The sequence below is a fragment of the Streptomyces sp. NPDC101166 genome, from assembly GCF_044768125.1.
GTDB lineage: Bacteria > Actinomycetota > Actinomycetes > Streptomycetales > Streptomycetaceae > Streptomyces.
The window spans coordinates 1-17110 of the sequence record NZ_JBIWPF010000029.1 but is presented as its reverse complement, the minus strand read 5'-3'; the positions used below and the strand labels follow the sequence as shown (position 1 = coordinate 17110).

The following is a 17110-nucleotide window of genomic DNA, read 5'->3' as shown; positions in this document are numbered from 1 at the left end:
GAAATGCTCAAGCACCTATGGCGGTCTCGCTGTCCGGGTGGAGGGCGAACACCTGGTCCAGGCCGACCATGCGCAGGACGCGCAAGGTGTTGGCGGGGACGGCGGCGAGGGCGATGTCGGCCTGGGCGGCCTGGGCGTGGTTGCGGGCGGCTATCAGGGCGGTGATGCCGCTGGAGTCGCAGAACTCCATGCCGCCCAGGTCCACGACGAGCCGTTGGCCCGCTCGCAGGGGCAGGGTGGGAAGCAGGTCGCGCAGTTCAGCGGCGTTGGCGTAGTCGAGTTCGCCGCTGATCTCCAGGACGGGACCGGTCGCGGCGTCTCGAGTGGTGATCTTCAGCGGGCTCATCGTGTGCTCTTCGGTGTCCGATCGGGGTCATGGTCCGGGGTTGGGGTCGGGGCTGTCGCGGGCGCTCCCAGGGCCAGGAGGGCGGTGTCGTCGTCCAGGCCGTCGCCGAACTCGTTCAGCAGTCCGGTCAGCGCCTGGACGACGGCTCCCGGGGGCCGGCCGGCATGGCGGGCGGCGAAGGCGCGCAGGGCCTCGTCGCCGTAGAGCCTGCCGTCGTCGCCGGTGCGCGCCTCGGTGAGGCCGTCGGTGTAGAGGAGGAGGGTGTCGCCCACGCCGAGCGTGGTGGTGGCCGTCGTGAAACGCGCGTGCGGCAGGACGCCGACGAGGACGCCGCCGGGGGTGGGCAGGAAGTCGGCGGTGCCGTCGGCGCGCAGGACGAGGGCCGGCGGGTGGCCGCCGGAGGCGAGGTGGACGGCGACGCCGCCGGTCACCGGGTCGGGTTCGAGGACGCCGAATATGGCGGTGCAGTAGCGCGGGTCGCCGCCGGTGTAACGCTCGTGGAGCACCGTGTTGAGGGTGGACAGCGCCGAGACGGGGTCGGCGTCGTGCAGGGCGGCGGCGCGCAGCGTGTAACGGGTCAGTGAGGTGACCGCCGCGGCCTGCGGTCCCTTGCCGCACACGTCGCCGAGGAAGAACGCGAAGCGTTTGCCGTCGACGGGGAAGACGTCGTAGAAGTCGCCGCCGAGCCGGTCGGGCGAGGCGGTGTGGTAGTAGGCGGCCGTCTCCACACCCGGCACCTCGGGCAGCGCGGCGGGCAGCAGGGAGCGCTGGAGCACGGCGAGGGCGTCCTGCAGCCGCGCGCGGTCGGCCTCCGCGCGCTTGCGCGCCTCCTCGGCGGCCTTACGGCCGCGCAGAAGCTCCTCCTCGTAGGCGCGCCGGTCCCGGGCGTCGAAGACGGTGGTCCGGATCAGCAGCGGCTCGCCGGTGCTGCCGTGCTTGACCACCGCGGAGACCAGGACGGGCATCCGGCTGCCGTCGGCCCGCTTGAGGTCGAGCGCGATGCCGTTGATCTCCCCCTGCATGCGCAGCGACGGGGCGAAATGCGTCTCGTGGTACAGCTTGCCGCCCACCGTCAGCAGGTCCGTGAACCGCATCCGGCCCACCACGGCGTCCGGCGCGAGCCCGAGCCAGGTCAGCAACGTGGTGTTGATCTTCGCGATAGTGCCGTCCATCAGCGTGGACAGATATCCGCACGGCGCGCTCTCGTAGAGCTCCTCGGCGCTGTCCTCCAGCAGCGAGGCGAAGACGGCCTGCTGGGTTCTCTCCTCGCCGGCTCCGTGCGGTTCGGACTCCTGCCCGGTGCGGCACATCATCGCAGCTCCGCCAGGAAGCCGGTGATCGCCGCGTTGGTGGTCTCCGGCGCGGACAGGTGCGGGCAGTGCCCGGTCGCGTCGAGGGTGACCAGCGTGGAACCGGGAATCGCCCGGTGCACGAAGGCGCCCACCTCACGGGGCGCGATGACGTCCTGCAGGCACTCCAGCACCAGCGTCGGCACCCGCACCGTCTTCAGGTCGTCCCGGGAGTCCGACAGGAACGTGGTCCGGGCGAAGATGCGCGCCATGTCCGGATCCGTGGCGCAGAAACTCCTCGTCAGCTCCTCGCCCAGCTCCGGGCGCTCGCCGTTGCCCATGATCACCGGCGCCATCGCCGCCGACCAGCCCAGATAGTTCGACTCCAGCGACTCCAGGAGCTCGTCGATGTCCTCGGCGCTGAACCCGCCCCGGTAACCGTCGTCGTCGATGTACCGCGGTGAGGGGGCGACCATCACCAGCGACCCGATGCGCTCCGGCGCCATGTCGGCGGCCAGCACACCGACCATCGCGCTGACCGAGTGCCCCACGAAGGCCGCGTCGCGCAGATCGAGGGCCTCGCACACCTCCACCACGTCCCGGGCGTAGCCGCTCAGCGAGGCGTAGCGGTCCTCGGTGAACGCGGACAGGTCGGAGCCGCCCGAGCCGACGTAGTCGAACAGCACCACCCGGTAGTCCTCGGCGAGCGCCGGCACCGTCAGACGCCACATGTTCTGGTCGCAGCCGAAGCCGTGCGCCAGCACCACCACGGGCCCCTCGGGGTTGCCGGTGATCGTGACGTTGTTCCTGCGCCGAATATCCATACGAGCCATCCTCGCAGGTCGCACCGACAACCGGGGCCACCCCCTCCGGTCCGCGTCCTTCCCCCGGACCGACCGCGTTGTCAGTGCGGTCCGTTACCTTCGGGGTCATGTCGATCACCGCGCATCTGCGCCACTCGGTTCCCCTGCCGGGAGGGCGCGCACTGGTCAACGGCCTCGCCTACGAGGGCCGTGGGGGCGGGCAGCGCCGCGCCCTCCTCGTGCACGGGCACGAGCTGGAGGTGCACGACGTCCACGAGGTCCTCGCGGGCGAGCGGGCGCCGACCGCCGTGTTCCCCCTGCCGTGGCCCGCCTGGGACCGCGGCGTCCACTCGGTGAGCCCCGACGGCTCGTTCGCGGTGTTCTCGGGCCAGCGCGCGATACGGGCCGTGGACCGCCGTGGGAACACGCTGCGGGAGTACCGGCACGGCTGCTGGGGGCCCGAGATCGGCCACCCGCACTCGGGCGACGAGCAGGAGGTGTGCCGCGGTTCGGAACACGGGTCGTGCCGGGTCTCCGACGACGGCCGGCTCGTCTGGGCGCACGTCGTCGGCGCGGAAGCGGACACCGGGGGGACCGAGCGCTGGGTCGTCCTGGACGCCGGGGACGGTCGGGAGCTGGCCCGTCTGCCGTTGGACAGCGTGGCCGCCGGTTCCCACCACCTCTCCCACCCCGACGGCGTCCACATGGGCCTGTGCGTCGGGGAGGGCCAGGACGGCGTCCGGCTGCACTGGGCCCGCTGGGACGGCGGGAAGCTGACGGCCTGGGACGCCGGGGCGTCGGCCGACCGCATCCTGGCGGACGTCCACCCCGGGCACCCGGGCTTCCTGTCGGTCGAGCACTACGGCTCGGACCTGCGCCTGCACGCCCTGGACGGCGCTGTCCTCGCCACCGTGGAGCCCGAGCAGGCCGACGAGGAACCGCTCGACTGGGACCACGGCTGCGGCTTCGTCGACGCCGACACCGTCATCGCCTCGACGGCCGACCCCGACGACGACCCGGAGGCCGGCGCCCACTGGCTGCTCGACGCCCGCACCCTGGAGATACGCGGGCAGGTCGGCTACCCCGCGAGACCCGCCGGCGGCCAGGTGCGCCCGCTCGGCGACGGCACCTGGCTCACCTACGACGAGGAGAGTGAGACCCTGCACCGCTGGAGCCTGTCGGCGCCCTGAGCGAGGTCACGCTCGCCGACCGGCGCCCAGCACGACCACGATGGTCTTCCCGCCGGCCGTCGGTGTGACCGTGACCTGCCGGCTGAGCCGCTGGATGAGGGGCCAGCCGAAACCGCCCGGGGCGGCGGGATCGCTGCGGGGCACGATGTGCGGGAGCGCGGGCGAGACGTCGGTGACGCTGACGGTGAGGACGTCGCCGTCGAGGCGGGCGTCGAAGCCGGCCAGGCCACCGCCGTGCCGTACGGCGTTGGTGACCAGTTCGGTGACGACCAGGAGGGCGTCGTCGACGACGGTCCGGGGCGGGGGAGCGGCGCCGCTGTCCAGGAGCAGGCGTACCCGGGCCCGGGCGGTCGCCGCGGTGAACGGCTGCCGCAGCCGGCCGGCGGCGGGATCCATGGTGGTCACTGCTTCCTCACCCTCCCTCTGCGGCGCGTGCCCGGTCACGACGTACGGGACGGGCCGCCGCCGTGGGCGCGCACCAGTTCCACCGCGTCCGCGAGGGAGGCGGCGAGGGTGAACGCGCGGGCGGTGTCGGTCAGCTCCAGCAGACGCAGTACCAGCGGGCTCACTTCGGCGAGGACGAACGGCAGCCCGGCTCGCTCGTGGTGCTGCTGGGCGGTGAGGAGCGAGTGGAGCAGGGAGGAGTCGGCGAAGGTGACCTTGGAGAGGTCGACCACCGTGGCGACGGCCCGTCTCCCGGAGGGCGCCGGTCTCTCCCGGGGAACGGCGAGACTTCGGGCCACCGTGTCGGCCTCGTCCGCGTCGAACTCACCGCTGACGCGGATGATCCGCACCTGGTCGATCATGTCCACGGTGATCTCGGCTTCGTCGTCCATCCGCGCATTCTCACAGGACGCCGGGCTGGTGAGGAAGCCGGGGCACGGGCTGTCGCCCGATCACACGAACAGGCCGGCGCACGTCGGCCCGGGGCCCGGGCCGGACGCGGCCGGCGCCGGCCGCTCCGTCACGACCCGTGCGGCGCCCGGGGCGGCCGTGCGGAATCGGTCCGCTCCGGTTCGTCAGGGCTCGCGTCGCCCGCGCTCTCGCCCACGTCGTTGAAGACATGGTCGGTGCCGGTGATCTCCAGGAGGCGTTCGAGGTGTGCGGGACGGTCGTCCAGGCGGAGTCGGGCGCCGGCCGCGACCGCCTCACGCTGCACCATGAGCAGGGCGGCCAGGCCGAGCGAGTCGCACAGCGTCATCGCGGCGCAGTCCAGACGCAGCTGACGGGGCGGCGGGTCGGCCCGCAGACAGGCGCGGGCCGCCTCGGTGAGATCGTCCGCGCTGTCCCAGTCCAGATCGCCGGTGATGCGGATGCGGGCATCGCCGACGTCGTCCACGGCGGTGGACAGTTCGAAGGTGTCGTCAGGTGTCGTGGTCATACGTCGTCGTCGGGTCCGGGGGCAGGGGGACGGATGCCGCGCAGCCGCAGGGCGGCGCGGCCCAGGGAGAGGAAGTCGAGGGCTCGGGGGAAGTCCTTCAACTCCTCCTGGAGGAGGGCGAGGCCGGGGTCGAGAACCTGGGCGGGCACGCGCCGGGCCTCCAGGACGCCGCCCGTCCAGTCCAGGAAGCCGGTGAACAGCGCGCTGTCGTCGGTGTAGAGGGCGCAGGCGAGGAAGTCGACGATGTGCGCGATGTCCTCGGCGGTGCGTTCGCGCTGGGCGTCGGTGTAGGCACGCACCGCGGGCAGCCGTTCCTCCAGCCCGGCCAGCGTGCCGCGCACCAGCTGCCGTTTGCCGCGCGCCACGAGGGTGTACTCCTGGTCGCTCAGGTGCGGCAGGTCCTCGACGGTCTGCCGGACGGCGCCGGGCGAGGGCCGGGTCAGCCCGCGGGCGAGCAGGCCGGCGGCGGCGCGGGCGTCGGGAGCCCAGGCGTCCGCGCCCAGCAGCCGGGCGTAGCGGCCGTCGGCGCCGAACGCGGCGCCCCCGGCGAGCACCGGGATGCCGACCGCCTGCACGGCGGTGATCGCGGTGTGCGCCGCGGGGAGGCGGGTGGGGATGGAGGACGACAAAGCCACGACGGCGGGCGCGGTCCGGTGCAGATGGGCCATCAGGTGCCGGGTGGGCACCTGGGCGCCGAGGAAGTCCACCCGGTGGCCGCGGTGGCGCAGGACCTCGGCCAGCAGCCGGGCCGGCAGCGCGTGCCACTCGCCGTCCACGCACGCCACGCTTATGGTCGCGGCCGTCTCGGAAGCCGGCGCCGCCGGGGTGCGGTGGGCCATGGCGGCGATGATCCGCTCGTGGATCGCCGTGGCGGCGTGCTCCTGAGCGACGGTGAACCGGTCGGCCGCCCACTCGGCGCCCACCTTGTGCTGCACGACGGCGATGACGTCCAGCAGGACGTCCTCGGCGTCGGCGCCCTCGTCCAGGGCGGCGAACACGGTCCGGCCGGCGGCGTACTCGTCCCGCTCGCACACCGCCCGCCACAGCTCCGCACGGGCCCGCGCGAGCAGCGCGCTCCCGTCCCTGACCGCGGTGGTGTCCGTCATGCCGTGTACCTGCCCGGGGTGTGACCGTCCACCGCCGTCAGATGCGTGGTGCGGGGCGCGGTGATCGCCAGGACCGCTATGTCGTCGTGCCGGTTGTCGCCGATCCATTCGGCGGTGAGCATCTGGATCCGCTCGACGACCGCTTCGGCGGGCATACCGGCGCATTCGGCGAGCGCGGCCCTCAGCCTCGCGTCACCGAACAGCACATCGCCCAGCGGACCGCCCCGCGCCTCGGTGACGCCGTCGGTGAACAGCAGACACGTCTCTCCCGGCTGCAGATCGACGTCGACGGTGTGCGCCCTGACGTCCGCCAGGGCGCCGATCAGCGTGCCCGAGGTCGCCGCCTCCCGGACCGTGCCGTCGTGGCGCACGACCAGCGGCGCGGGGTGGCCGGCGCTGGTCAGCCTGAGATGCGTGACGCCTCCGCGCCGCCGGACCGACGCCAGCACCAGGGTGGCGAAGCGGGTGTGGTGGCTGCTGAGCAGCGCGCCGTTGAGCAGACGCAGCAGGTGCTGGTGATCGTCGGCCAGCGGCAGCAGCGCCTGCAGCGTGCTGCGGATCTTCCCCGTCAGCACGGCGGCCTGCAGCCCCTTGCCGCACACGTCGCCCAGGACCGCCAGCGTCTCCTCACCGGGGCCGGCGCCCGGATGGACGTCGTAGAAGTCCCCGCCGACGCGATCGGCGTCCTGCGAGGCCCGGTAGCCCGCGGCGAACTCCACGCCGTGCACCTGCTGGAGCGTCGGCGGGAGCAGCTCGGCCATGAGCGTCGCCGTGATGCCGCTCTGCTCCATGTACAGACGGGCCGCGGACAGCGCGGCGCCCGCGCGGGCGGCGAACACCCGCGCGAAGACCTCCTCGGAGGCGTCGAAGGCGGCGTGGTCGTCGCGCCGCAGCAGGATCATCGCTCCAGCCGGGACCCCGTGCCCGGGCAGCGGAGTGACCACCACCGACCCCACGGGCCCCTCGAAGCCGTCCGGCGTCGCCCAGTGCGGCAGCGAGGCCGGGTCGATCCACCGCGACGGCACCGGCGGGAAACCCTGCAACGCCTCGGCCAGCCCGGGGACGGCCGCCGGATCGATCCTCGCCGACAGGTGCGTGACCTCGCCGTCGACGCAGGTCGCCACCGGGTGGCGTTTGCCGGAGGCGGGCGCGATCAGGACGGCGGCGTCGGCCAGGTACTCGGCCGCCAGCTCCACCGCCACTTTCATGCACCGATCGACGTTCAGCGAGGCCAGCAGCCGACTGGACGCCTCGGCCAGGAAACGCGTGCGCTCCTGCTCGCTGCGCAGCGCCGCCTCGGCGAGCGACCGGTCGGTGTCGTCGACGAGCCACCACACCACCTGCCCGTCCGACCCGGGCGTCGCGTGCGCCTCGAACGTCCAGGGACCGTGCCGGCCGCGCACGGTGCTCACCGCGTCCCCGCCGCCGGCCACGGCGCTCCGGTGCCCCTGCGCGAGCCACTCGGGCGCGACCTGCGCGAGCCGCGCCCCGGGAGCCGCCTCAGGGAAGAGCCGGGCAGCCTGTTCGTTGGCCTCCACGACGACGCCCTGCGCGTCGGCGACCAACGCGGGATAGGGCGCCCGCATCCACGAAGCGCCCAGGGAGGACAACAGGCCCTGCGCCGTGCGCGAGGAGCCATCCACACTCGTCATGATCCTCAGCCCCGCACTCGGCGGGGCCGGTCACCTTCCCACTGGAGGAATGCCCCACCTTCTCGCACAACGGACCGGCACATCAACCGACCCCCGGGTTCTTCACGGTTCGGTCACACACGGGGAGCGGCGAGGGCGCGGCGGCCGGGAGGGGGGCCGGCGCCGGTTCCACCGGCAGTGGCCCCCTCCCTCTCAACGGTGTCAGTCCTCGCCGAGGAGTTTCCTCATCTCGGCGATCTCCGCGCTCTGCCCGGTGACGATGTCGTCGGCCATGGCCCTGGCAGGCCCGTAGGCGCCCTTCTCCTTCTGGGCGGCGGCCATCTGGACGGCGCCCTCGTGGTGCTCGATCATCAGGGTCAGGAACATGGTGTCGAAGGCCGCGCCGGACGCCTTCTCCAGCCGGTCCATGTCCTTGCCGTCCATCATCCCGGGCATGTCATGGGCCCCGGACGTCCCGGCCTGCCCTGAGTGGTCCATGCCCGGCATCGAGCCGGCTTCGCTGGGCGCCTGTCCCCAGGACCTGAGCCAGCCGGTCATGGTCTTGATCTCCGGGTCCTGAGCCTCCTCCACCCGGGCGGCGAGATCCTTGACCTGGGCTGAGGAGGCCCGGCCGGCGGCCAGGGCCGCCATCTCCAGGGCCTGCCGGTGGTGCGGGATCATGCCCTGCGCGAAGGCCACGTCCTGGTCGTTGTGCGTGCCGGACGCGGCGTCGGCACCCGCCGGGGACGAGGACGTCGCTGACGGCGTCGACGACGAGGACGCGGAGCTGTGACCGCCGCCGTGCCCGCTGCCGCCGCCCGCGCCGTCGCTCCCGCAGGCGGCGAGAACGAGAGCGGCGGTGGCGGACGCGGCCGCGACGGCGGCCCGACGGGTGAGGGTGGTACGGGTGTTGCGCATGCTGCGACTCCTGCTGTGCTGATGTGCTTCAGGTGTGATCAGGACGTTCCGACGGGCGCCGCGTCGCAGAGCTGTGGACGTGGCGCCGTGCGGTGTCTAGATCCGCAGGAGTTGGAGTTCCGCCAGGGACGGGGGCGCGCGGGCGCCGTCCGGGGGTGAAGTCGCGTACGAGCAAGGCGTGCTGACGCGTACGGGCACGGCCGCCGGGTCGGGCACGAGGCCCGGCAGGACCGGCCCGCCGCTCACCGCCCCCGACGCGCAGGTGGGGTCGGCGTGTTGGGCGTGCCCCGTGCCGCAGTCCCCGGGGCAGCCGTCGTGACCGCCGCTGACGACCGTCATCTCACGCTGGTGCGCGGTGTGTTCGTGGAGCCCGCCGCCGGGGGCCAGCGCGTGCATGCCCAACAGCCCCGCCAGCAGCCCGAGCACGAGCAACGCCCGCCACCGCCCGAGGGGCGGTCGCGGGCTGCGCTGCGGCGCGCGGGCTGTCATGGCGCTCATCGTAATCACGTCGGCTGGGCATTTCTGACGGCGGGCGGGATTCGACGCCGTGCGGCCCTCCGCGGGCGCGCCGCGGGCACGTTCGACCGGGTGCTTGTCAGTGGTGGGCGTGGACGACTGCGTGGCCCTTGCCGCGGCCGATCATCCACTTGTTGACGGGCGTGGTGACCAGGAACGCGATGACGAAGCCGCCCAGCAGCGCCGACCAGAAGAGACCGTCGGAGAGCTGGGCGTCCATCGCGCCCGGGGTGAAGGCCACGATGGCGTTGTCGACCAGTTCCATGACGGCGATGGAAACGGTGTCGGCGGCCAGTGCCACCTTGATCGCCGACCTGAGGTCGAGGCCGGCCCGCCGGACCGCGAACAACGTGAGCGAGTAGCCGAACACGAACGCGAGCGCGATCGCGAGGATCATCGTCGGCACGTTGCCCCACAGCAGGGCCGTGCCGACGGCCATCCCGAGGATCTCCCCGATGGCGCACCCGACCAGGCAGTGCAACGTCGCCTTGGCCGCCGTGCTCCAGGAGGCGGCGGTCGTCGTCGCGTGGCCGCCGTGTAGGACGGCGCCATGGTCGCTGTGGTCGTACGCGGTGCCGGTGTGGTGATCTCTGTGATTCATGGCCTCTCCCGTTCCCATCCATCGTGCGTGGCTCGAACCCGTTCTTCCACACACGGGAACGGTATACCCCCGGGGGGTATTCCCCACTCCCGGAACTCGGGTCATGGGTCAGCCGATGATCGGCGCCACCGGCGGGGGAGTGCCGCACAGGGTGTGCACCGCCGTGCGGGTCGCCCGTTCCACTGCCGCGATGCCGTGGGACATGGTCGGGCTGCCGTGGGAGAGGACGGCGACGTAGAACGTGCTTCCGTGGGCCTTGACCCGGCCCATGCTGTTGATGGCCCAGCGTCGGGACTGGGAGCGCTGCAGCCAGCCGTTCTTGAGCTGCCAGTGGCTGCCTTCCGCGGACACCCCCCAGGCCTGGTCGGCATCGATCCGCCCCATGAAGGTCTGGATCAGACGGCGTGAGGCTCCGCTGAGCGGTGAGCGGTCCTCGAACACGGCTTTCAGCAGGGCGAGTTGATCGGCCGCGGTGGTCCGCGTCAGACCCCAGTGCCCTTCGGGACCCGGTCGGGTGGAGGTCAGCCCCAGGGTCTTGTTCGCCTCGGCGAGTCCCTCGGCGCCGCCGATGCGCCGCCACAGGGCGTCCGCCGAGTCGTTGTCGCTGCTCTGGATCATCGCGGCCGCGGTGGACGTCTCCCACTCGGTGAGCGACCGCCCCTCGCGTTGGGCGAGCAGCAGCAGGGCCGCCAGGATGTCCACCTTCGCCACGCTCGCCGTGATGTGGGTCTGCGGGCCGTACACCGCCCGCCGGCCGGTGCTGGGCTCCAGTACCGCGACCGACACCTGGGTGCCGCCGCGCCCCCGCACCGGTTCGAGCGACCGGGCGAGCACGGTGTTCGCGTCCCTCGGGTTCGGCCGTCGCCGGCCGGGCCCGGCGGGGCCGTGTCTGCCGGGCGAGGCCGAGGCCGACGGCTTGCCCTGGGCCGACCGCGCGGGCGTCCGCTCCTGCGGCGAGGTGCCGGCGGCCCGGTCACCGCCCCCGCCCCCACCGCCACCGCCGGCGAAGCAGCCCGTGAGTATCACTCCGGCCGCCGAGCAGGCCAGCGCCAGGCGTATCCGTCCGCCGCGCGGACGGGCGCCGCCGTTGCCGCCCGCAGTGGGCGGTACGGAGCCGTACCCCGTTCCGCGAGACGGGCAGGCGACTGGACGCGGATTCATCGGGAACCTCGATCGCATGAGGGGGCGGAAGCCGGAGGGGGTGAGCATGCCGACAGTCTTCGCCGGGGTGAGGCGCGCCGCATCCCGGAAGGGATTCCCCCGAAAGGCGCAACAGGTCTGCGACCGAATTGACCTGACGCCCCCTCGGAAACCGTGTGTGGCACCCGTGTTCCCCGCCCGGGCCCTCCTGCCCGCACCACCCCTCGGCGCTCGGCCGACTCTGCCGGTCGTGGACGCCGACACCCGTCCGCGCCACCCTTGCCGGTGAGCGCCCAGCGGCGTTTGGGGGAGTCGGACGGCGTGGCGACGCGCGAGGACCGACTCGATGCGCTCGGCGCGGCACAACGACCCGTCACTGAGCGGGAAAGCAGTGAATGAGGCTCCTCCTGCCCGGAATCGGGCAGAAAAATGGATGTCAGGCGGCTTCATCCGTACGGTGAGCAACCATGATCGCCACGAACGCCTCGTGGACCTCAGCGCCCGGCCACCGACGGAAGGACACACGCATGCGCCCGCTCCCCACCGACGCGGAGGCCGTCGTCTTCGACTGCGACGGCCTGCTGGTCGACACCGAGGCCTGCTGGACCGTAGCCGAGACGGCTCTCTTCGCCGCGCACGGCCACCCCTTCGGCCCGGAGCAGAAGGCGATGGTCCTCGGCCGCACCGTGGAAGGGGCGGCCGAGGTGATGGCCGACTTCTTCGGACGGCCCGGCGCCGGCCCCGAACTCGCCGCCGAACTCCTCGAGCGGGTCCGCGCGGAACTCGCCCGGGGCGCGGCCGCGCTGCCCGGCGCGGTGGAGCTGGTGCGTGCCTGCCGGGCCGCCGTGCCCGTCGCGGTCGCGAGCAACAGCCCCCGGGACCTGCTGGACCGGGCGCTGGAATCCGCGGGTCTCGCCGGCTGCTTCACCCACTCCTTCGCCGCCGACGAGGTGCCCCGCCCCAAACCCGCGGCGGACCTCTACCTGACGGCGTGCGAGGCGCTCGGCGCGCGGCCACAGCGGTCCGTCGCCTTCGAGGACTCGGCGACGGGCGTCTCCGCGGCCCGGGCGGCCGGCCTCTACGTCGCGGTCGTGCCGTCCCTCCCGCACCCCGTCCTCGACCACGACTGGTCCGCCCCCACCCTCGCCGACCCGGCCCTGCAAGCCTGGGCTCGCACCCTGGGCACACATTCCCCCACCCGCCCGACACCGTCCGACCGCTGACCGCCACGGCGTCTTCGCGAGGGTGTCGCCGGCTCTCCCCGTGCGGCCGCCGCGCGGGCCCTCGGCGCCGACGTCCCACTGTCAACTCGCCGCACCACTCCACCGGATGACCCTGTCGACACATGCCCCATCACCCGCCCGGGTGAATCACGGGCCCAGTCCCGCGGCCCACCACATAACCGGGGTGCGCGAGGGGAGAACACCGGCATGCGATGCAGAACCTCTTGACGGAGGGAGGCTGCGAATGAGCGCAGTCGTCTTCACAGCTGATTTCGCCTCCGAGCGCCAATGGGTCGCCGGACGCTCCTGGGCCTATCCGGACGGCGGTCCCACCAATCGGGGCGACAACAAACTCGACCATCTGACCGCGGACCCGTCGTACTCGCGCACCGGCACGTTCAGAGCCACGCGCAGACCCGACGGCCTGTGGGACACGGGCCTGCTGACCACCGAGGGAAGCGCCGAGGGGTTCATGGTCCGCACCGGGGACCGACTCGACGCCCGGGTGCGTCTGCCCGCCGAAGTGGGCGCCTGGCCGGCGATCTGGACCTGGCGGGACGGCGACAACGAGGTGGACGTCTTCGAGTACCACCCCGACAACCCCGACCTGCTGGAACTGACCAACCACGTACGGCTCGCGAACCGCTACCTTCGCGACCGGACCGTCCGCCCCGGCGGCATCGTCGACCTCAGCGTGACCTTCGGCCGGCGCAGCGTCGTCTGGTCGCTGAACGGCAAGCAGGTCTTCGCCGACGGGCAGGGCGTCGGCCGCGAGTGGCGCGCCTACCTCATCGTCAACCTCTCGGTGTGCGCAGGCCGTTACCACCCGGCCCCGAGCCCCGCCACCACGAAGATGTCGTACGAGGTGAGGAGCCTCGTGGTGTACCGCACCCTCGACCGGTACTCCATCCCTCACGACGCCGACGCCGACGCCGCGAGTTCAGAGGTCTCACAGGGCGAAGCCTGACCCACCCGCTCTCAGGCGGACGCCGCTGACGACACCGCCGCCACGACACCGCGCCAGGGGTAGCCGGCGGGCGCGCACCCTCGTCCCGCTAGGATCCCGGCCATGCCGCTGACCGTGCAGGACGTGGACCGGTTCGAGAGCGCGAGGCCCCGTCTGGAGGCCATCGCCTACCGCCTTCTCGGCTCCGCCGGCGAGGCCGAGGACGCAGTGCAGGAGACGTACCTGCGCTGGCAGTCCGCCGATGTCGAACGGGTCGAGGTCCCCGAGGCCTGGCTGACGAAGGTGCTCACCAACCTGTGCCTCAACCAGCTCGCCTCGGCCCGCGTGCGGCGCGAGACCTATGTGGGCCGGTGGCTCCCCGAACCGCTGCTCGACGGCGACCCGATGCTCGGCCCTGCCGCCACCGCCGAGCAGCGCGAGTCGGTCTCGTACGCGGTCCTCACCCTCATGGAACGGCTCACCCCGAACGAGCGCGCGGTGTACGTGCTGCGGGAGGCCTTCGACTACCCGCACCGCGAGATCGCCGAGATCCTCGACCTGAGCGAGGCCGCCAGCCAGCAGATCTTCCACCGCGCCAAGAAGCACATTGCGGAGGGCAAGGCCCGCGCCGAGGTCGACGAGGCCGCCGCCCGCAGAATCGTCGAGGAGTTCCTGGCCGCCGCCACCAGCGGGCGGACCGAGCCGCTCGTACGGCTGCTCACGTCCGACGCGGTCGCGGTCGGCGACGGCGGAGGGAAGGTCCCGGCCCGGACCAAGGGCTTCGAAGGCGCCCTCGCGGTCGCGAAGTTCATGCGCGGCCTGTTCAAGCCCGCACCCGCCAAGCGCGCCCTCCTCGGCGGCGCGGCCGACATGTACATCACGACGGCCAACGGCGGCCCCGCCGTCGTGGCGGTCGTCGAGGGCAGGGTCGTCGGCGTCATGTGCATGGAGATCACCGCCGAGGGCATCGTGGCATTCCGCAGCCAGGCCAATCCCGACAAGCTCGCGCGCGCGAGCGAGGTGTGGGCCGCCGCCGATCACGGGGACCCCCTGTTCCGCATGTTCTGACCGCTTGTTCCGACGCGGTGCGGGACCCCGCCACCATGTGACGTGCTTCACACCTGCTTCCTGTCAGGAATCCGGGGGCTGCCCGGTTCAAGAGGCGAAACCGCGCAAGACCACAGGCGGACCGCGCAGACAGGAGCACGCACATGCAGCACCGCATCATCGTCCTCGGCGCCGGCTACACCGGAGCGATCGCGGCCGGCCGTCTCGCCAAGCGGCTGCACCGGGACGACGTCCACATCACCCTCGTCAACGCCGAGCCCGACTTCGTCGAGCGGGTGCGCATGCACCAGCTCGCGGTCGGCCAGGAGCTGAAGCCCCGGCCCTTCACCGAGATGTTCGCGGGCACCGGCGTCGAGCTGAGGCTCGCGCGGGTCACCGGCGTCGACGTCGACCGCAAGGCCGTCGCCGTCGCCGACGCGGACGGCGCCGCCGGCGAACTGGACTACGACACCCTCGTGTACGCCCTCGGCAGCAGTTGGGACGACCTCGGCGTCCCCGGCGCCGCCGAGCACGCCCACGGCGTCGCCGGCCGGGCCGACGCGCTGCGGCTGCGGGACCGTCTGGCCGCCCTGGACGCCGGAGCGCCGGTGGTCGTCGTCGGCGGCGGCCTGACCGGCGTGGAGGCCGCGACCGAGATCGCCGAGGCCCGCCCGGACCTCGACGTCGTCCTCGCCGCCCGCGGCGGCCTCGGCGACTGGCTCTCGGCCAAGGCCCGCGGGCATCTGCGCAAGGTCTTCGGCAAGCTCGGCATCACCGTGCACGAGCACACCACCGTGACCGCCGTCGAGGCCGACCATGTCGTCACCGCCGACGGCGAGGTAGTCCCCGCCGCGGTCACCGTGTGGACCACCGGCTTCGCGGCCCACCCGATCGCGCGGGCCACCGCCCTGGAGGTCACCGACGCGGGCCGGATCGTGGTCGACGGCACCATGCGCTCCGTCTCGCACCCGGACGTGTACGCCGTCGGTGACGCGGCGTGGGCACTGGGCGCCGGCGGAAAGCCGCTGCGCATGTCGTGCGCCTCGGGCGTCCCCGCCGCCTGGCAGGCCGCCGACGCCATCGCGGCGCGCCTGACCGGCGCGAAGGTCCCGGACGCGTCGGTCCGCTACTTCAACCAGTGTGTCTCGCTGGGCCGCAAGGAAGGCCTCATCCAGTACGTCACCGCCGACGACCGCGCCCTCGACGCGGCCCTCACCGGCAGGCTCGCCGCCCTCTACAAGGAACTGGTGTGCAAGGGCGCGGCCTGGGGCGTGGCCAACCCGACCCTCGGGCTGCCGGCCCGCCGCCGCCGTGTCGTCGCACGGCAGACGGCGGGCCGGACCGACACTGCGGCGAGCGCGTCCGTCTGATCTCCGGGCCGCCCGGCCGGCGAGGCCCTTGGCCGCACGGCGCTCGCAGGGGTGCGGCGCGTCTCCCGGCTCAGATGACGGGGGCGTCGGTCCGCGCGTAGATCAGGCCGTTGCTGGTGCCGGCCGGGGTGACGACCGTGACGGTGACCGGTCCGGACGGCCCCGCCGGGGCCACGGCGGTGATCTGGGTCGGCGAGACCACCGTGAAGGAGACGGGCGTGACGCCGAAACGCACGCTGGTGGTCGTCGTGAGGTTGGCGCCGGTCAGGGTGATGACGGCCCCGGCGTGCGTCGGCCCCTGCGTCGGGACCAGAGAGCTCAGGGTGGGCGCCGCGAGATAGCTGTAGACAAGGGAGTTGCTGGTGCCGCCGGGGGTCGTCACGGTGACTGCGGCGGTGCCGGCCGCGTGGGCGGGGGTGACCGCGGTGATCTGTGTGCTGCTGTCGACGGTGTACGAGGTGGCGGCGACGCCGTCGAACTTCACCGCCGTCGCTCCGAGCAGATCGCTGCCGGTCAACGTGACCGTGGTGCCCCCCGTCGTCGGTCCGGCGCCGGGATTGACCGCGGTCAGGGAGGGCGTCGCGGCGAAGAAGAAGTACGCGCTGGGATTGTCCGGGTTGCTGGTGCCGCCGGGGGTCGTCACGGTGACCGCGGCGGCGCCCGCCACATGGGCGGGGGTGACCGCGGTGATCTGCGTACTGCTGTTGACGGTGAACGAGGTGGCGGCGACGTCGTCGAAGCGCACCTCAGTCGCACCGGTGAGGTTCGTGCCCGTCAGCGTCACCGTCGTGCCGCCGGAGGCCGGGCCCTGACCGGGCGACAGGCCGGTGACGGACGGCGCGGCGGCGAGGTAGGTGAAGGTGAGGGCGTTGCTGGTGCCGCTCGGTGTCGTCACGGTGACCGCGGCGGCGCCGGCCGCGTGGGCAGGGGTGACCGCGGTGATCTGTGTGCTGCTGTTGACGGTGTACGAGGTGGCGGCGACGCCGTCGAACTTGACCGCCGTCGCGCCGGTGAGGTTCGTGCCCGTCAGCGTCACCGTCGTGCCGCCGGCCGGTAGTCCCTGGCCGGGCGAGATGCCGGACAGGGAGGGAGCCGGGGTCGCCGTATAGGTGAAGGGCACCTGCTGCGCGCTGGTGCCCTGGTTCGTGGTGACCGTCACGACGACGCTGCCGGAGCCCGACGGGGCGACCGCGGTGATCTGCGTGCTGCTGTTGACGGTGAAGGAGGTCGCGAGCTTCGTGCCGAAGCGGACGGCGGTGGCGCCGGTGAACCCGGTGCCGGTCACGGTGACGGTGGTGCCGCCGGCGGCCGGCCCCTGGTTGGGGCTGACCGAAGAGACCACAGGGGCAGCCATGGTGATGTACTCCTTGAGGCAGGTGAACGGGGGAGAGCAGTCACGGACGACGGGCCGGCTCGGGGTGCGGCCGCGTCGGGGGCCCGCCCGGGCGGAGGGGGACTGCCGCCCGGACGGGGGTTCACCGCCTCCCCGGGGTGGGAGGCTGACGAGCGGTCAGATGCCGGGGCCGGCGACGTAGGTGAAGGCGTCGGTGGCGGTGTCGGAGCCGGCGGGGTTGGTGACGACGACGTCGACTGCTCCGGCGGT

18 protein-coding genes are annotated in these 17110 nt (G+C 73.1%); 5 read left to right on the top strand and 13 right to left on the bottom strand.

Translation table 11 applies throughout. The features are described 5' to 3' along the window. Positions 1-7: 7 nt before the first annotated feature. From ACIRS4_RS33290 to ACIRS4_RS33280, 3 genes are read right to left on the bottom strand one after another with little or no spacing between them, the layout of a single operon-like run. Positions 8-346 carry an STAS domain-containing protein gene (locus tag ACIRS4_RS33290; RefSeq protein WP_404203165.1) on the bottom strand — a complete coding sequence of 113 codons (339 nt, stop codon included), beginning with the start codon at positions 344-346 and terminating at the stop codon, positions 8-10. Continuing rightward, positions 343-1656: a PP2C family protein-serine/threonine phosphatase gene (locus ACIRS4_RS33285; RefSeq protein ID WP_404203266.1), complete on the bottom strand. Its 1314-nt coding sequence runs from the start codon at positions 1654-1656 to the stop codon at positions 343-345. Before ACIRS4_RS33285 ends, ACIRS4_RS33290 begins: the two co-directional genes overlap by 4 nt. Next, the gene (locus ACIRS4_RS33280) at positions 1656-2459 is read right to left on the bottom strand and encodes an alpha/beta fold hydrolase (protein WP_404203163.1); all 804 of its coding nucleotides are present in this window, start codon (positions 2457-2459) and stop codon (positions 1656-1658) included. Before ACIRS4_RS33280 ends, ACIRS4_RS33285 begins: the two co-directional genes overlap by 1 nt. Positions 2460-2566: 107 nt before the next feature. Here ACIRS4_RS33280 and ACIRS4_RS33275 point away from each other — a divergent pair, with 107 nt between their 5' ends. Beyond that, positions 2567-3628, top strand: a complete 1062-nt coding sequence (locus tag ACIRS4_RS33275) for a hypothetical protein (protein ID WP_404203161.1) — start codon at positions 2567-2569, stop codon at positions 3626-3628. Positions 3629-3634: 6 nt separating this feature from the next. Here the strand turns inward: ACIRS4_RS33275 and ACIRS4_RS33270 are convergent, their stop codons facing one another. From ACIRS4_RS33270 to ACIRS4_RS33230, 9 genes are all read right to left on the bottom strand, one after another. Continuing rightward, positions 3635-4024, bottom strand: a complete 390-nt coding sequence (locus ACIRS4_RS33270) for an ATP-binding protein (protein WP_404203264.1) — start codon at positions 4022-4024, stop codon at positions 3635-3637. A gap of 44 nt (positions 4025-4068) precedes the next feature. Then, on the bottom strand, positions 4069-4464 hold the full coding sequence (locus tag ACIRS4_RS33265) for an STAS domain-containing protein (protein ID WP_404203159.1): 396 nt from the start codon (positions 4462-4464) through the stop codon (positions 4069-4071). Between the two features lie 128 nt (positions 4465-4592). Further along, positions 4593-5009 carry an STAS domain-containing protein gene (locus tag ACIRS4_RS33260; protein ID WP_404203157.1) on the bottom strand — a complete coding sequence of 139 codons (417 nt, stop codon included), beginning with the start codon at positions 5007-5009 and terminating at the stop codon, positions 4593-4595. Further along, positions 5006-6115, bottom strand: a complete 1110-nt coding sequence (locus tag ACIRS4_RS33255) for a B12-binding domain-containing protein (RefSeq protein WP_404203155.1) — start codon at positions 6113-6115, stop codon at positions 5006-5008. Before ACIRS4_RS33255 ends, ACIRS4_RS33260 begins: the two co-directional genes overlap by 4 nt. Further along, on the bottom strand, positions 6112-7767 hold the full coding sequence (locus ACIRS4_RS33250; protein ID WP_404203153.1) for a SpoIIE family protein phosphatase: 1656 nt from the start codon (positions 7765-7767) through the stop codon (positions 6112-6114). The genes ACIRS4_RS33255 and ACIRS4_RS33250 overlap by 4 nt, the downstream gene beginning before the upstream one ends. 201 nt (positions 7768-7968) lie before the next feature. Then, positions 7969-8664 carry a DUF305 domain-containing protein gene (locus tag ACIRS4_RS33245; protein ID WP_404203151.1) on the bottom strand — a complete coding sequence of 232 codons (696 nt, stop codon included), beginning with the start codon at positions 8662-8664 and terminating at the stop codon, positions 7969-7971. Positions 8665-8760: 96 nt separating this feature from the next. Then, on the bottom strand, positions 8761-9153 hold the full coding sequence (locus ACIRS4_RS33240; protein ID WP_404203149.1) for a DUF6153 family protein: 393 nt from the start codon (positions 9151-9153) through the stop codon (positions 8761-8763). Positions 9154-9259: 106 nt separating this feature from the next. Further along, positions 9260-9781 (bottom strand): DUF4396 domain-containing protein, encoded by a 522-nt coding sequence (locus tag ACIRS4_RS33235; protein ID WP_404203147.1) that lies wholly within the window; start codon positions 9779-9781, stop codon positions 9260-9262. A 108-nt stretch (positions 9782-9889) separates the two neighbouring features. Continuing rightward, the gene (locus tag ACIRS4_RS33230) at positions 9890-10942 is read right to left on the bottom strand and encodes a serine hydrolase (protein WP_404203145.1); all 1053 of its coding nucleotides are present in this window, start codon (positions 10940-10942) and stop codon (positions 9890-9892) included. Positions 10943-11448: 506 nt separating this feature from the next. On the opposite strand from ACIRS4_RS33230, the gene ACIRS4_RS33225 reads away from it, so the two are divergent. The 4 genes from ACIRS4_RS33225 to ACIRS4_RS33210 all read left to right on the top strand — a co-directional run bounded on the left by ACIRS4_RS33225 (position 11449) and on the right by ACIRS4_RS33210 (position 15507). Next, positions 11449-12144 (top strand): HAD family hydrolase, encoded by a 696-nt coding sequence (locus ACIRS4_RS33225; protein ID WP_404203143.1) that lies wholly within the window; start codon positions 11449-11451, stop codon positions 12142-12144. A gap of 244 nt (positions 12145-12388) precedes the next feature. Next, positions 12389-13111 carry a beta-glucanase gene (locus ACIRS4_RS33220; RefSeq protein ID WP_404203141.1) on the top strand — a complete coding sequence of 241 codons (723 nt, stop codon included), beginning with the start codon at positions 12389-12391 and terminating at the stop codon, positions 13109-13111. Positions 13112-13213: 102 nt separating this feature from the next. Then, positions 13214-14158, top strand: coding sequence for an RNA polymerase sigma-70 factor (locus ACIRS4_RS33215; RefSeq protein WP_404203139.1), 945 nt, complete (start codon positions 13214-13216; stop codon positions 14156-14158). A gap of 143 nt (positions 14159-14301) precedes the next feature. Beyond that, a complete protein-coding gene (locus ACIRS4_RS33210) occupies positions 14302-15507 on the top strand; it encodes an NAD(P)/FAD-dependent oxidoreductase (protein ID WP_404203137.1) in 1206 nt (401 codons plus the stop codon). Between the two features lie 70 nt (positions 15508-15577). Here the strand turns inward: ACIRS4_RS33210 and ACIRS4_RS33205 are convergent, their stop codons facing one another. Further along, entirely contained in the window at positions 15578-16861 is a 1284-nt protein-coding gene (locus ACIRS4_RS33205; RefSeq protein WP_404203135.1) for an IPT/TIG domain-containing protein, read from the bottom strand. Positions 16862-17110: the final 249 nt, after the last annotated feature.

Bases quoted from the DNA above. Each gene is read 5' to 3' on its own strand.
- ACIRS4_RS33290 (WP_404203165.1), bottom strand. From the start codon at position 346: ATGAGCCCGCTGAAGATCACCACTCGAGACGCCGCGACCGGTCCCGTC.
- ACIRS4_RS33285 (WP_404203266.1), bottom strand. From the start codon at position 1,656: ATGTGCCGCACCGGGCAGGAGTCCGAACCGCACGGAGCCGGCGAGGAG.
- ACIRS4_RS33280 (WP_404203163.1), bottom strand. From the start codon at position 2,459: ATGGATATTCGGCGCAGGAACAACGTCACGATCACCGGCAACCCCGAG.
- ACIRS4_RS33275 (WP_404203161.1), top strand. From the start codon at position 2,567: ATGTCGATCACCGCGCATCTGCGCCACTCGGTTCCCCTGCCGGGAGGG.
- ACIRS4_RS33270 (WP_404203264.1), bottom strand. From the start codon at position 4,024: ATGGATCCCGCCGCCGGCCGGCTGCGGCAGCCGTTCACCGCGGCGACC.
- ACIRS4_RS33265 (WP_404203159.1), bottom strand. From the start codon at position 4,464: ATGGACGACGAAGCCGAGATCACCGTGGACATGATCGACCAGGTGCGG.
- ACIRS4_RS33260 (WP_404203157.1), bottom strand. From the start codon at position 5,009: ATGACCACGACACCTGACGACACCTTCGAACTGTCCACCGCCGTGGAC.
- ACIRS4_RS33255 (WP_404203155.1), bottom strand. From the start codon at position 6,115: ATGACGGACACCACCGCGGTCAGGGACGGGAGCGCGCTGCTCGCGCGG.
- ACIRS4_RS33250 (WP_404203153.1), bottom strand. From the start codon at position 7,767: ATGACGAGTGTGGATGGCTCCTCGCGCACGGCGCAGGGCCTGTTGTCC.
- ACIRS4_RS33245 (WP_404203151.1), bottom strand. From the start codon at position 8,664: ATGCGCAACACCCGTACCACCCTCACCCGTCGGGCCGCCGTCGCGGCC.
- ACIRS4_RS33240 (WP_404203149.1), bottom strand. From the start codon at position 9,153: ATGACAGCCCGCGCGCCGCAGCGCAGCCCGCGACCGCCCCTCGGGCGG.
- ACIRS4_RS33235 (WP_404203147.1), bottom strand. From the start codon at position 9,781: ATGAATCACAGAGATCACCACACCGGCACCGCGTACGACCACAGCGAC.
- ACIRS4_RS33230 (WP_404203145.1), bottom strand. From the start codon at position 10,942: ATGAATCCGCGTCCAGTCGCCTGCCCGTCTCGCGGAACGGGGTACGGC.
- ACIRS4_RS33225 (WP_404203143.1), top strand. From the start codon at position 11,449: ATGCGCCCGCTCCCCACCGACGCGGAGGCCGTCGTCTTCGACTGCGAC.
- ACIRS4_RS33220 (WP_404203141.1), top strand. From the start codon at position 12,389: ATGAGCGCAGTCGTCTTCACAGCTGATTTCGCCTCCGAGCGCCAATGG.
- ACIRS4_RS33215 (WP_404203139.1), top strand. From the start codon at position 13,214: ATGCCGCTGACCGTGCAGGACGTGGACCGGTTCGAGAGCGCGAGGCCC.
- ACIRS4_RS33210 (WP_404203137.1), top strand. From the start codon at position 14,302: ATGCAGCACCGCATCATCGTCCTCGGCGCCGGCTACACCGGAGCGATC.
- ACIRS4_RS33205 (WP_404203135.1), bottom strand. From the start codon at position 16,861: ATGGCTGCCCCTGTGGTCTCTTCGGTCAGCCCCAACCAGGGGCCGGCC.